12 protein-coding genes are annotated in these 13,164 nt (G+C 63.8%); 8 read left to right on the top strand and 4 right to left on the bottom strand.

All coding sequences use genetic code 11. From position 1 onward, the window contains the following. Nucleotides 1-70: 70 nt before the first annotated feature. Together J1M87_RS10945 and J1M87_RS28580 are read right to left on the bottom strand one after the other, a co-directional pair. Nucleotides 71-2,200: an Rv1355c family protein gene (locus J1M87_RS10945; RefSeq protein WP_307830777.1), complete on the bottom strand. Its 2,130-nt coding sequence runs from the start codon at nucleotides 2,198-2,200 to the stop codon at nucleotides 71-73. Next, complete coding sequence (locus J1M87_RS28580) at nucleotides 2,197-2,910, bottom strand: hypothetical protein (protein ID WP_241256643.1); 714 nt, start codon at nucleotides 2,908-2,910, stop codon at nucleotides 2,197-2,199. The genes J1M87_RS10945 and J1M87_RS28580 overlap by 4 nt, the downstream gene beginning before the upstream one ends. A gap of 140 nt (nucleotides 2,911-3,050) precedes the next feature. Here J1M87_RS28580 and dcd point away from each other — a divergent pair, with 140 nt between their 5' ends. From dcd to J1M87_RS10985, 8 genes are all read left to right on the top strand, one after another. After that, nucleotides 3,051-3,629, top strand: a complete 579-nt coding sequence (gene dcd / locus J1M87_RS10950) for a dCTP deaminase (RefSeq protein ID WP_206489549.1) — start codon at nucleotides 3,051-3,053, stop codon at nucleotides 3,627-3,629. A 107-nt stretch (nucleotides 3,630-3,736) separates the two neighbouring features. Continuing rightward, a complete protein-coding gene (locus tag J1M87_RS10955; RefSeq protein WP_206489550.1) occupies nucleotides 3,737-5,353 on the top strand; it encodes an Hsp70 family protein in 1,617 nt (538 codons plus the stop codon). 56 nt (nucleotides 5,354-5,409) lie between these two features. After that, nucleotides 5,410-6,852: a CYTH and CHAD domain-containing protein gene (locus J1M87_RS10960; RefSeq protein WP_206489551.1), complete on the top strand. Its 1,443-nt coding sequence runs from the start codon at nucleotides 5,410-5,412 to the stop codon at nucleotides 6,850-6,852. A gap of 80 nt (nucleotides 6,853-6,932) precedes the next feature. Beyond that, nucleotides 6,933-8,027 carry a hypothetical protein gene (locus J1M87_RS10965; protein ID WP_206489552.1) on the top strand — a complete coding sequence of 365 codons (1,095 nt, stop codon included), beginning with the start codon at nucleotides 6,933-6,935 and terminating at the stop codon, nucleotides 8,025-8,027. 150 nt (nucleotides 8,028-8,177) lie between these two features. Continuing rightward, nucleotides 8,178-8,465: an ANTAR domain-containing protein gene (locus J1M87_RS10970; protein WP_206489553.1), complete on the top strand. Its 288-nt coding sequence runs from the start codon at nucleotides 8,178-8,180 to the stop codon at nucleotides 8,463-8,465. A gap of 140 nt (nucleotides 8,466-8,605) precedes the next feature. Further along, complete coding sequence (locus tag J1M87_RS10975; protein WP_241256644.1) at nucleotides 8,606-9,574, top strand: Hsp70 family protein; 969 nt, start codon at nucleotides 8,606-8,608, stop codon at nucleotides 9,572-9,574. A gap of 48 nt (nucleotides 9,575-9,622) precedes the next feature. After that, a complete protein-coding gene (locus J1M87_RS10980; RefSeq protein WP_206489554.1) occupies nucleotides 9,623-10,738 on the top strand; it encodes a fused (3R)-hydroxyacyl-ACP dehydratase subunits HadA/HadB in 1,116 nt (371 codons plus the stop codon). A 222-nt stretch (nucleotides 10,739-10,960) separates the two neighbouring features. Further along, nucleotides 10,961-11,668, top strand: a complete 708-nt coding sequence (locus J1M87_RS10985) for a phosphotransferase enzyme family protein (protein ID WP_206489555.1) — start codon at nucleotides 10,961-10,963, stop codon at nucleotides 11,666-11,668. Nucleotides 11,669-11,780: 112 nt separating this feature from the next. Here the strand turns inward: J1M87_RS10985 and J1M87_RS10990 are convergent, their stop codons facing one another. Continuing rightward, complete coding sequence (locus tag J1M87_RS10990) at nucleotides 11,781-12,407, bottom strand: TenA family protein (protein WP_206489556.1); 627 nt, start codon at nucleotides 12,405-12,407, stop codon at nucleotides 11,781-11,783. After that, nucleotides 12,404-13,156: a glutamine amidotransferase gene (locus tag J1M87_RS10995; RefSeq protein WP_206489557.1), complete on the bottom strand. Its 753-nt coding sequence runs from the start codon at nucleotides 13,154-13,156 to the stop codon at nucleotides 12,404-12,406. The genes J1M87_RS10990 and J1M87_RS10995 overlap by 4 nt, the downstream gene beginning before the upstream one ends. Nucleotides 13,157-13,164 lie beyond the last annotated feature (8 nt).

Below are 13,164 nucleotides of genomic sequence, written 5' to 3' on the forward strand. Positions count from 1 at the left end.
TCTGCAGTGCCTCACTCCCGCCTCTTCGCAGACACAAGGCAGGACTGTTCCCCCTGGTCTTTGCCGGACTCTACCCCGATCCGGGTGCCGAAACAGGCAGTCTGCGACTGTATATCCCGGTTTTCGGGGCGCAACTGAGCCGCAACACCAGCGCGACCGATTCCGATTCGCTCAGGTCGAAGAGCGTACGAAACCTCGATGTCAACTGCTGCAACGTTTCTGCGTGATGAACGGACAGTTGTCGGTGTTCCTCAGGAGTGCGGGCGTAGATGAACGCGGGCGAAACCGGCTGCACGGCCACACCGTGCAAATGTGCAGTTACCCATACGTTCTCCGTTGCATATCCGCCCCGAATGTAATGTTCTGCAGTCGATCCGGGAACGACGACCACGGCCAGTGCCGAACTCGACAGCACCCGATCACGCATGTCGCTGCCCAATGCCGCACCGACGTTCCATGCATCGACCAGTGCCATGACCTCCGGCCGTTTGACGATCTCGAGCTTGGACAGATCCGCGTCGTCGATCCCCAAGCTGGACACCTCGATCCCCTGATCGGGATCCCGGTCTCCTGGCCAGCGCAACTCGGAGAACATTTCCCGGTGCAGTTGCGGGGTGAGATACCGGATGCGGTCGGCCTCGCCGAGGATCTCGGCCGCCTCTGCCACGGCCTCGCGCGCGCTCAGCAACACCAGCCGCCCGCCTTCGGCCGCAGCCGCAGCGACGAGGTCGGCGACGACGTCTGTACCGAGGGGCTCGCCGGTGCCCAGTTCCCGGTTGGTGCAGCGGCCGAGGACGCCGTCGAGCAGACCTCGGTCGGTGATCGGGCCTGGTTGCCCGTCACCCAGCGAGATGTCGACTCCGCGCTCGGTGATCTCGGCGCTGTCGCATCTGCCCTGAGCGGTCGCTGCCACCCGCGCATTGAAGGCTGCAGCGCCCACCGCGACGTAACTACCTCGGTAGGCGATGTCGAGCGTCGAGGTGCGGGATGTGTCGACGCCGATCCTGACGGTGCGTCCAACGATCTCGATCGTCCACGGTTGACTGTTCCCGCCGGACGGCGCGCGCTGGGCGGCGTGGAGAACGAGTGCGTCGGGATCGACGAAGCTCGGCCGAACAGCGGCCGAGGGCTCGGGCGGAGCCGGTTCCGTCCGCCGTGTCGGTGCAGGCGTCGCGAGCGCATCGAGGTGGGTGTCGAGATCGATGCGAATCCGCCCGGACGGCAGGTGCGCTCCCGTGCCGAGGCGTCGAACGGCAGCAGCGATGGTGGCACCACCGAGTTGAACGTCGCCGCCGAGCTGGGGCCACGTTTCGATCGTCTCGCCCACCTCCACCATCGAGGCGGCCATGCGGGCCGAGAGCAGTGCGGCGTCGAGCTGGTCGAGCACGATCGGGATCTTCTCGCGTGTGCCGAGTCCGCGCAGGCTCGAGAAGTCGATCTCTCCGAGTACGCCGTGGAACACCGGTCGGTCGGGCTCGAGGTCGAAGCGTTCGACGTCCAGTAGCCCGCGGTCGGAGGTCTCCATCAGCACCGGGATTCGACGCGACCTGGCTTCTTCGCGGGCAAGGACCTTGACGTCGAGTGAGTCGCACTCCTCCACCAGCAGGTCGAGGCCGTCGAAGAATTCGGCGACGGTGTTCTCGGTGAGCCCTTCCTCGACGACCTCCACCCGTAGATAGGGATCGATTTCGGCAATGCGTCTGGCGGCGACGATCGCTTTGTTGACGCCGAGATCGAGGATCGAGGCCGGAATTCTATTGAGGTTGGACAGTTCTATCTCGTCGAAATCTGCCAGTCGGAGCGTCCCGCAGATTCCTTCGAGTGCCAACGTGTGGGCAATGGCATGCCCGACGCTCAGGCCGATGATTCCTATCGTGAGATCTCCCAAATCATTCTGTTCGTCCAGCGTTATCTTGTTTCTGTTTCTGTCGAGTCTCAGGTGTCTGAACGAGCGAGGCCCGAGTACGGCGACGACGGTTTTTCGCCAGGGAAAATAGATCCAACGGTCTGTTTCGTCGAGCAGGCTCTGCTCTGGGCTGGGCAGGAGATCCCGCAAACCATTTCTTTGAGTCTCACGCTCGTCGAGGAATGTCAGGCTCGTGTCGCGCCTGAGTTCCTCGAGTGCGCATCGCTGTGTGGTGTCCGTCTCGTCGAAGATCACAGGCTGCCACTGGTGATCGATCGTGGTTTTCTCGCTCACGAGGCCACCGCTTGCGGGAGCACGATTGCCGATCGATGGTGGGCGAGCAGCGAGGCGGTGTTGCGCCGCATCCGACGCCAGGTGGCGAGTTCGGCCTCGAAGGCGAGAGTTTTCCTGTCCCACCAGAACACCTCTGTTCGGTACCGCTCGTCGGGGTAGGGGATCGGTTCGATCTGTGTGGCAATGACTGCGCCGGTTTCCAGCCAGGCAGCACGAACGTGGGAGGCCGCCGTGGCCAATGCATACCGTGCGCCGAGCAGGGCCGTGCTGTATGCGGGAGATTCGGCGATCATCGCTGTGATCGCGCGGCCGCGGGGTGCGTTGGGAGCGACCCACGCCGATTTGAGTTCGACGACTCCGTGGTCGATGCGCTCGTCGAGCATGGCGTGGACGTGGCGTCGACCGTGGGGATGTTCGTCGAATTCGACGAGCGCGTGTGCCTGATCGACTGAGGCATACGGGCCCTGCACGCGCACTCCGCCGAGTATCGTCCCGGAGCGATCGAGTGCCGCGAAGAACAGCCGGGTGGTGTTTCCGTCCCGGATTGCTGACATTTCCAGTGCCGCGGTGACACCGTGTCGCGTATAACTTTCTTGCGCGCCGTCGAGAAATTGTTCCCACAACACCGGATTTTTTTCTGGTGTGGTCGCAACAATGCGGCATTGGGATCGATGATCCAGGTACGACGGAACGTCGAACGGAATTCTCATTTCACTCTTCCTTTTAGGAGTTGCCCGAATGTGAAAGGTGGTACCGCTCGATTGTCCGGCTTTTCTTTTGTCGGGCGCTCCCTCGACTCCGGGACTCGGGTGTGTCGCGGAAGGCGGTGGCGGACCAGTAGCCTGCAGTGGTGCTGCTCTCCGACCGTGATATCCGTGCCGAAGTGAACCAGGGCAACCTGGCGATCGAACCTTTCGACCCGTCGATGGTTCAGCCGTCGAGTGTCGATGTGCGGCTCGACAAGCTCTTCCGTGTGTTCAACAACACTCGATACACGCACATCGATCCGGCGTTGCAGCAGGACGAGTTGACGTCGTTGGTCGAGCCCGCGGCCGGTGAGCCGTTCGTTCTGCACCCGGGTGAGTTCGTGCTCGGCTCCACGCTGGAGTTGACGACATTGCCGGATTACCTGGCCGGTCGACTGGAAGGAAAGAGTTCGCTCGGACGGCTGGGCTTGCTCACTCACTCGACGGCGGGCTTCATCGATCCCGGATTCAGTGGCCACATCACACTGGAGTTGTCCAACGTCGCCAATCTCCCGATCACGCTGTGGCCGGGAATGAAGATCGGCCAACTGTGTCTGTTCCGGCTCTCGTCACCAGCCGAGAATCCCTACGGCAGCTCCGCCGTCGGCTCGAAGTATCAGGGGCAGCGCGGCCCGACGCCGTCGAAGGCATACCTGAACTTCATACGGTCCAGCGTCGACTAACTGGTCTCATGGTTTGTTTTTGTCGAGAAAACATGATCTGTAGACGGTTGTAGCGGTACTCTGGGACGTCCAGCGTGGGTTGGGGTCGACCAGAGCGAGGATTTCTCATGTCCGCGGTTACCGGTGCATCCGTACTCGGTGCGTCGTTGGGATCGAGCGGTGTTCGTAGCGTGATCAGCGACGACGCTCACTCCGGCGCGGTCCTGGAAGTGCACGAACCAGTGTCGTTGCAGCCTGCACCCAACGGTCTTGCGCCCGATCCCTGGGACTCCGTCATCACCTCGGTGCACAACCTGGCGAACGAGTATGCCTCTGCACACTTCTATCCGGTACTCGCGCTGCGCGAAAGCGAGCCGAGGACGGCATACGACCAGGATTTTTCGGACGGCGTCGTGCTCGTTTCGGAGCTCGGTGCCCAATTGGTCGCGCTCCAGCAGACGGGCGTGCTGGCCGGTGAGTTCTGCGTGGCACTGTTCGACGTGGGCGCGTCCGGTACCTCCGTATCCGTGGTGGAGGTGGGCAGCGGTCGGGTTCTCGCCTCGCGACGCACCGGTGAACTCAGCGGTGACGAATGCGATCGGCTACTGCGAGATCACCTGATCGGCATGTTCGGTGCGGCCGAGGCGCTGACGGTGGACGCGCGCCGTCGGCTCGTGTCGGACGTTCGAGTCGGCAAACACGAACTTTCTCTGCTCCGCAGTGTCTCTGTGCGGGGGCCGTTCGTCGGCGGACGCGCCTCTTTGTGGCGTGGCAATCTCGACGAGCTCATCGGCGACGCCGTACACCGGGCCGTCTCGATGGCCGTCGATGTGCTCGACGAGGTCCGAGCACGCGGCGCACATGTCGACGCCATCGTTGCCGTGGGTGGTGGTGCCAACATGCAGATCGTCCGGAAAGTACTGTTCGACGCGGTCTCGATACCGGTCTACGTGCCCGAACAGCCGGAATTGTTGGCGGCGCGTGGTGCCGCTGGGATCGCTCGGATGCTGGGCGTCCGGCCTGCGCCGTCGACCGACGACGCGCGCACCGAGCAGATCGCGGCCGTCGGGCATGATGCCGATGTGTCCGCGGTTGTCACCGCGAGTGCGGTGGCCTCCAAGCGCCCGCGGCACAGCGGAACCTCGGCCACGCGCATGGCACGGGCACACAAGTCGCGGCATCTCGGTCGTGCTCTGGCCGCATTGGTTGTTCTCTGCGCAGCCGGAACTGTCGCTGCTGCCGCGGCGCGGAGCACCGGCGAGGACGCGTCACCCGTGGTGAGTAGCCCGACCCCGTCCACACAGGCCACTCGCTCCCAGTCGGTGGTGCCTGCTGCGGACGGTTCGCCAGCCGGTCCAGAGGAGTCCTCGTTGCCGGCCCCGACCGTGACGGCTGCCCCCACGTCGGACGGTCGCCCTGCGCCCTCTCCGGCGGCCACCACGGTGACCGACGTGGCCACCACTACCTCGCCGCTGCCTCTCACGCCGTCCGGCTCACCCTCGGGGAGAGACGATTCGACGGTTCGCGAGAGGCCCGCCCCAGGGCCGGCCACGACAGTGCCGACGACGGAGGCGCCGCGGACCACCACGCGCGCTCCGTCCACCACGACCTCGGTCCAGACCACGACGGCTCCGTCCACCACGCCCGAGCCGACAACGACAACGACGACACGATCGACGACCACCACACGACCCACTCGGACGTTCGACTTCCCGCTCCCGAAACTGGGTCTGCCTGGGGGCTGAGCGGTCTGCGGGTTTCCGACACCATCGGCACCGGTGCTCGAGGCAGGATAGTCGGTATGGAGTCGATTCAGACCGAGCGCGAAGACAAATTCGACGTCGACGAAGATTTCCAGTTGCCCGCGCTCACGTCGCTGGTGCCCGCCGACGGCGCAGTGGTGACGAGCGAAACCCACCTCGTCAGCGAGTACTTCGATACGACCGGGCAGGATCTGTTGCGCCGAGGAATCACCGTGCGACGACGCACCGGGGATGCCGACAACGGCTGGCACGCAAAGGTTCCGGCTGACAAGGCGCGAACGGAGATTCGACTTCCTCTCGGCGGTGGTGTGCACACTGCAGTGCCGGACGAGCTGATCGAGGTGCTTCGCGGCGCGGTGATCGGCGGTGCGTTGTCCGCAGTCGCGACCCTGACGACGCGTCGCATGGTGCATACCGTGTCGGACGCGGACGGCGGCGTGGTCGCGGAGATCGCCGATGACGAGGTGTCGGTGGTGCTGATCGGTGGTGCGACGGGGCCGCGGTGGAGGGAGGTCGAAGTCGAACTCGGCCTGGCCGGCTCGGAGTCGTTTCTGAAGAAGGCGGGCAAAGTATTGCGTGCCGCCGGTGCTCGCCCATCGGCGCATCCTTCGAAATTGCACCGCGCGCTCTCGGTGGTGCGTGAGATTTCGGCCGATGCCGGTGTTCGGTTGCTGACGGATTATCTCGACGAGCAGGTGCAGGCGATCGTCGCGGGCGATGTGTATCTGCGCCGAGGGTTGGATCCGATCCATTCGACCAGGGTGGCCATCCGGCGGTACCGCAGCACTCTTCGGGTCTTCGGAAGCCTGTTCGAGGACGAGGCGGCGGCTCATCTGGAGAGCGAACTATCTTGGTACGCAAATCTTCTCGGTGAGGTTCGAGACCGCCAGGTGCAGCGCGCTCGGTTCGCGGCCGCGCTGCGCGAACTTCCACCCGAATGGGTGCTGGGGCCGGTGGCTGCACGTATCGAGAACGATCTGTTGGCCGAACAGATTCGCTATCGCGAATCGGCGATGGCCGAACTCGACGGAGACCGCTATCTCGCGTTGCTGACGATGTTGTCGGCATGGTCGCGTGGGCTACCGATCGACGGTGAGGTCAGTGAGAAGGTGTTGGTCAACCTCGCGCGGAAGGCAGGCAAGAAGGCGATCGATCGCACTCGACGCGCGGTGCGCGGCACCGACGACGAGGCGTTGCATAGTGCCAGGAAGGCATCCAAGCGGGCCAGATATGCCGCCGAATTGGTCGCCCCGGCCGTGGACAAGAAGGTCTCGAAGGCGAACATCAAGCGTTACAGAACAATTCAGGAAGTTCTCGGCGAGCATCAGGATGCGGTGATCGCAGCGGACATCGTGCGCAGGCTCGGCGCGCGGGCCGGTTCGACGGCTGGTGAGAACGGATTCACCTTCGGTCTGCTCTTCGAGCGCGAGCGCCGCGCCGCCGAGTCTGCCCGAGAGCAGGCCGGCAACCTCGAGTTCTGACGCCGAAAACAGTTCGATCGCCCGATTCGGCGCTCGAAGTGTACTCTCGGTCCGAATCGGATTCGGGGGAGTCGACGCATATGTCCATTGCACTCGGCGTACACGTGGGTGTCGACGAGATTTCGGCTGTTCTCATCGAGGCCGACCTCCCCGAACTCGGACCGGTCGCAGCCCGCACCGCGGCTGTTGCGTCGGTGCCCGGCGGTGTCGGTGACGCCGCGACCACGATGCTCGGCATCATGCGCGTGCAGGCCGCGCAGCAGGACCTACTCATCGCTCGCTCGGCGATCGTCTGCGACAGCCTGCTGGTGTGCGGCATCGTGCGCGCTGCATTGACGGCCCATCAGATCAGCGACGTGCTCGTGGTGGATGCCGGAGATCCGCGGCTGGACGGCGAGCTTCCGCTGGGAACCGCCGCGGCTCTGATCGGTATCGCGGTAGCGCCGTCCGAGTGGACCGACGACGGGGACTCGACCGATTCCGTTCCGGCTGAACCTGCACGCGGAGCGCGGCTGGCGGTGATCGGATTGGGCGTCGCGGTTCTCGCTGCGCTCAGCGGTGCGACGGTCTGGGCGCTGACGTCGATCGGTCCGGCGGAGAACTCTGTGGTCGGCACCGCGGACACCACCGATGTTGGCGCGATTCCGCGGAGCGGTAGCACTGCGATAACGCCGTCGTCGACGCAGGCGGTAGCAGGTGTTATGCATTCGCCTGGAGACCCGTCGACTGTCCCGCCTGTCGAGACGGAGCTGTTCGAGTCACCTGTGTTCGGGCCGGTTCCGGTGGCCTCGTGGAGCGAGGCCCCACCGGCGGCTCCGGTCCCGACGCCGGCCGAGGAGGTTTCGGCCGGTGGCGGTGGATCGGACGGTGGTCAGTCCGGTGGTGGTCGGAAACCCGGTGGTGGTGTCGGCGGCGGCAACTCGAACAACGGCAACTCCGGTGAGGACAGTGGCGGTTCGGTGGGTGGCGATGCAGGCGGTGGTGATGCGGGCGGTGGTGATGCGGGCGGTGGCGATTCGGGTGGTGGTTCGGAGGAGACCGAAACGCCGACGGTCGATCCGGAACCCGAGACCGAGGAGCCGACCACCGATCCACCGTCGACGACCACCGATGTTCCGGCCACCACCGAGGCCACCTCTACGGTCTCGGAACCGTCGGAGGACCCGGTCGAGTGACTCGGATTCGTCTATTTCATTGCGAGCAAGCGATTTTGATACTCGGACAAGTCGGCCATATGACAGGTGTGTGAATTCAGCTCCGGCATCTGAACTTCTGCTCGAGCGTCGCTACCATCGAGGCATCGACCAGTAGACGGTGAGTATTCGATGACCGACAATCCCGCAGCAGAATTGGCGACCCGCACGACCATCGACAGGGCGGTGGGTGTCCTCATCGCGCTGCGTGGCTGTAGCCCCGAGGATGCGTTCGCCGAGTTGGCGGCGCACAGCTTCCGTTTCGATGTTTCGCTGGTGCAGTCGGCCCGTTCCATCGTCGCTGCCGCTCGCGGTCTGGACTCGGCCAGTGGCGTGGCAGGTGCGGCCATGACATCGGCCCAGCAGGATTGGGGATCGTTACTGGCCGTCCGCCGTGATCCCTTCGATCACGTCGCGTGACTTCGACCGAATTTCGGTCTACCGCTTGTGGGATCTCATAAAACAAACCGTTAGTTCATAATAATCGACATATTGCTGTCTTGTGGGTGGTTAGAAGGTTACTATCGGCTGGTCGGAGTAGCCAATCGAGTCGAGGAATCATGAAAACAGTCCTTGGTGTCTCGGTGGGTTCTGCCACTGCTCGAGGTGTCGCGGTCGATGCGATCGACGAATCCGTGCGGTCTGCCCACATCGTCCATTCGTTCGATCCGGGGGATCACCTCCAGGTGGCCCTCGATCTGGTGGACTCGATGTCACGCGATCAGTCGGTCGAGCGAGCCGACATCGTGTTGGCTGTACCCGACGATCCTGGTGCCCGCGGCCGAACGTCCGCATTCTCCATGTACGAGGCCGATCGTCTGCTGGTCGCGTCGGAACTCGGTGCCCAGCTGCGGTATCTCCGAGGCTCGGGCCAGCTGGAGGGTGCTCGTACCGTCGCCATCTGTGACATCGGTGCGTCCGGCACGACGATGTCCATCGCAGATCCGGCCAACGGCAGAGTATTCAGCTCGGTGCGCACCACATTGTTCGGAGGCATCGGGTGCGATGAGCAGATCTCGCGCTACCTGCTCTCGACGTACGGAGCGGACGAGTTGGAATCCGAGCGTGCCAGAGCCGACCTGATGGTCGCCATTCGGACGGCGCGTGAGCAGCTGTCCAGGCTGCGGGTGACCGAGGTGGCAGGGCCCTTCGTCGGCGGACCGGTCCGGTTGTGGCGCAATACATTCGACGATATTCTCGAGCGCAGCATCCGCTCGTTGGAGGATTGGGTAGCCAGCGTCATAGTCGACGCGCCCTGCGCTGTGAACGCGTTGGTGATGGTCGGTGGCTGTGCCAATCTCCCGTCGCTTCGTCGGTTCTTTCGTCGCGATCTGCTGTTGCCGGTCTTTGCACCTGCCAACCCGGAGTCGCTCACTGCGCACGGTGCTGCCCTGATGGCCGTCGATGCGGTCGCTGCGCGACAACATCACCCGCGGGGCGCAATGAGTCGGGCCGGTGGCCCGTCACAGCACGGCGCGATGGTGGGCATGGTGGGCTATCGTGACGCCCCGCGACACCGTTCAGCCTGACACCCAACCTACCCAACCAGCGCCGTTGTTGGGTAGGTTGCTCGGGTAATGATCAACATCAGGGGACGAGATGGTGGGACGACAGTGGCAGAGCAGGTAACGGAGTCCGGCGCGGCAGCAGCAGACGAAGAAGCATTCGACCCGGCAGAGCACGCGCGGAGCATGGTCGGTTATCACTACCGCACCGAGGACTACTACGAGGTGGGACGCGAGAAAATTCGCGAGTACGCCCGTGCCGTCCAGGACTTCCACCCCGCCCATTGGGACGGCGACGCTGCGGCTGCGCTGGGGCACAGCGCTCTCGTCGCACCTCTGACGTTCATGTCTCTGGTCGGCACCCTCGCGCAGAAGAAGCTGCTCGAGTCCATTGCCGAAGGTTACGACCTCAGCCAGATTCTGCAGACCGATCAGGTGCTGGTGTTTCAGAAGCCGATCCTGGCCGGCGACCAGCTCACGTGTGACGTCTCGCTCGATTCGTTCAAGACCGTCATGGGTCGCGACATGATGGTGACCAAGAACGTCGTGTCGAATCAGAAGAACGAACTGGTGCAGACCACCTACACCACCCTGCTCGTCGGGCGATCCGGTGAAGTCGATCCGGCCATCGCCGATGCAGCACGCAACCTGGTGATGTTCGGTGCGTCGATGGACGCCGCTGTCGCCAATGCCAGCGAGCACGACACACTCTCCACTCCGCAGGAACACGAGCCGTTGATCGTGGAGGAATACCGTGGTCAGCCGACGCCCAAGTTCGACGAGGTGAATGTCGGGGACGAACTACCCACCCGTACGGTACGTCTGACCCGTGGCGATCTCGTCAACTACGCGGGCGTCGCCGGTGACGCGAACCCGATTCACTGGAACGAAGGTTTCGCCAAGCTGATCGACCTCGAGGATGTGCTGGCCCACGGCATGCTCACGATGGGCGTAGGCGGCGGCTTCATCAGCGAGTGGCTCGGCGACCCAGGTGCAGTGAAGGACTACACGGTTCGCTTCACCACCCCCATTCCGGTCGGCACTCACAAGCCCGCCGAGATCGTCTTCAGCGGCAAGATCAAGTCGAAGGACGAGGAGTCCCGTACGGCCGTGGTCTCGATCGGCGCAACGTTCGAGGGCAAGCGAATCTTCGGTCACCGCGCAACGGCCACAGTTCAATTGGCCTGAGTTCAACTCCTCGGCCGATGCGCAGGTGAGTCGGGATTTCACGCCCCGGTCGGTCGGTGCGGATTGCGACGAGGGGCGTGGATGTGGCGCGTTCACGCCCCCACGAAGATGCAGAACGGGTGGCCCGCAGGATCAGCGTAGATTCGGATCGGTTCTTCGGGGTCGTCGCACGTGCGATGGTCGAGTTGGAAAACTTCTCGACCGTCGAATCGGAGGTGTGGGGTGGACGTCGGCGAGCTCCATATGCACTGGCCTGGAATCAGTATCGGTGGACGTGAGACCAACGGTGCGCGGACCGAGGTATGGACGGGGCACCTCGAGGATGTCGGGAAGGTCATCGCACGACGCTCACGCAGATCTCAGCCATCGCGCGCGTGGGAGTGGGCACTGCTTCGACATCTGAGAGATATGGGCATCGAGGTACCGGACCTGATTCCATCGGCTGGTGGCGATGTCGACGTCGACGGTTGGCACGTCTATCACTACATCGACGGGCGCGAGCCGTCGGCGGAGGACCCTCGGCTCGTGCGCTCGATCGGTCGAGTCCACAGGGCCACTTCCGGCTGGCCGCAACGCCCGGGCTCTGCGAGCGCGCGGGACTTGCTCGTCGATTCGGCGGGCGGTGAGGTGAACCTGGACGGTATGCCAGATGTGCTCGTCGATGCAGTACGTGGGGCATGGACGTCGGTGCTACATCTGAGGGAGTCCACATCGGTGGTCCATGGAGATTTCGGTTCGAGAAACGCACTCATCGATACACGGGGCCGCTGCGTGCTGATCGACTGGGACGAAGCCCGAGTCGACGACCCGCTGTTCGACTTACCCGAATCCGATAGGCAGAAGCGGGCGGCGCTGGCCTGGGAGATCGCCACCTGCTGGTCGGTCGAGCCGACTTATGCACGGTCTCTCGTCGAAGGATTTATCCAATAGTCCCCCTCTGCAACACGTTACGACCTTTGCCGACGCTATCGTGGCGCACGGGAGACCTCCTAAGACAAGCGATTGCCCGTGAAACGACGCCGTACTCCATCGAGTCAGCGCTTTATACACTCACAGTGTTGTGGAAGTCGTTCTCGGCGGCCAGCATCCCTGCGAACCACTCGTCCAGTGTTGCATCGTCCACACCGTCCATGAGGTCGACCTCGCGGGCGAGGGCGTCGACCTGCGCCACGAAGGCGGGGCGGGTGTGCATTTCGATCCACTCCTGCAGTGCCGGTTCGCGATCGACCGAGTTGTCGAGTGCTGTGCGGCACCAGGAGAGGTACAGGGTCTCCGCGGCGAACATCGCCACCAGAGCGGCGGCTCTGCCTTCTCGCCGAGCGAGACCCAGTGCGTAGTTCGACAGCACCGATGAGTTCTGGATCAACGTCTGCGCGTCACCGTCGTACGGAAACTGTGCACGCAACCCGGCGAAGTATGTGCGTTGTTCGCCGACGAGGTTCGACAGCGACATCACGTGATCGGTTGCCTCGTCGAGCGATTCCGATTCCGCAACCACGAGGCCGAGGATGCGCACCGCGGTGAGCACGAACGCTTCCTCGATCACCAGGTATCTCCGAAAGTGGTCCTCGCTCAACGTGCCGTCGATCGAGTCGGTGACGAAGCGGACCGATCGCGCGGCATCGAGGTTGTGCTGTTGCCGCGCAATCAGTTCGGTGGATCGACTCACTTCTGGGACAACCACGAGATCAGGCCGTCGAACAGATCGGTGTATCCAGGCCACTGCTCGCAGAACTCCGGCGGTGCCCAGTGCGGCGAGCAGTCGGAGGTGAAGACGGCCGAGCGACCCTGGCCGTAGGAGGCCGCCGCGACGAGCGGATCACCGTTGATGGTGGCGGGTACGGCAACTCCCTCCTTGGCAATCACCCTGTTGTAGCCCAGCAGTGCGGGCCATTCGGTACCACTTGCGCTCACGATGGGGTGCGTGCCATCGACCACCACGGGCACCATGCCGCCGGGGGTCTCCACGCGATCGTCCTCGGCGAGCATCGTCACCGGCAGTACGTCTGCGAGTGCGGTCTGTCGAAACGCTGCTCGGGCCTGGAATCCCGAGAACGAGAGGTATCCGCCGATCATCATCAGCGCACCGCCGCCGTGCACCCAGTCTCGGAGCGCGACCAGTCGATCGTCACCGGCCTGAAAGCGGTCGAAGACGCTGGGTGCGAGCTGAATCGAGTTGGCTCCGATGTCGGAGAGCACGATGACGTCGTAGGCGGCCAGGGCCTCTGCGCTGCCCGGGAACTGGGTCGGTACCAGGTGCGCAGGCATGTGCACAACCTCGTGGCCGCGGGAGATCAGAGCATCTTTGAGCGGCCCGACGCCCTCGACGTAGGAATGCACGGTGAATTCGTCGACGCCTTTGACGTGGGTCGAGGTGGTCATCCAGCTTTCACCGGCGATCAGAACTTTCTTGCCCATGGTGGTTC

The sequence above is a fragment of the Rhodococcus sp. KRD162 genome, from assembly GCF_017168335.1.
Taxonomy (GTDB): domain Bacteria; phylum Actinomycetota; class Actinomycetes; order Mycobacteriales; family Mycobacteriaceae; genus Rhodococcoides.

Excerpts from the sequence above, each read along its gene's own strand:
- J1M87_RS28580 (WP_241256643.1), bottom strand. The coding sequence starts at position 2,910 with ATGAGAATTCCGTTCGACGTTCCGTCGTACCTGGATCATCGATCCCAA.
- J1M87_RS10955 (WP_206489550.1), top strand. The coding sequence starts at position 3,737 with ATGTCCGCGGTTACCGGTGCATCCGTACTCGGTGCGTCGTTGGGATCG.
- J1M87_RS10960 (WP_206489551.1), top strand. The coding sequence starts at position 5,410 with ATGGAGTCGATTCAGACCGAGCGCGAAGACAAATTCGACGTCGACGAA.
- J1M87_RS10965 (WP_206489552.1), top strand. The coding sequence starts at position 6,933 with ATGTCCATTGCACTCGGCGTACACGTGGGTGTCGACGAGATTTCGGCT.
- J1M87_RS10970 (WP_206489553.1), top strand. The coding sequence starts at position 8,178 with ATGACCGACAATCCCGCAGCAGAATTGGCGACCCGCACGACCATCGAC.
- J1M87_RS10975 (WP_241256644.1), top strand. The coding sequence starts at position 8,606 with ATGAAAACAGTCCTTGGTGTCTCGGTGGGTTCTGCCACTGCTCGAGGT.
- J1M87_RS10980 (WP_206489554.1), top strand. The coding sequence starts at position 9,623 with ATGATCAACATCAGGGGACGAGATGGTGGGACGACAGTGGCAGAGCAG.
- J1M87_RS10995 (WP_206489557.1), bottom strand. The coding sequence starts at position 13,156 with ATGGGCAAGAAAGTTCTGATCGCCGGTGAAAGCTGGATGACCACCTCG.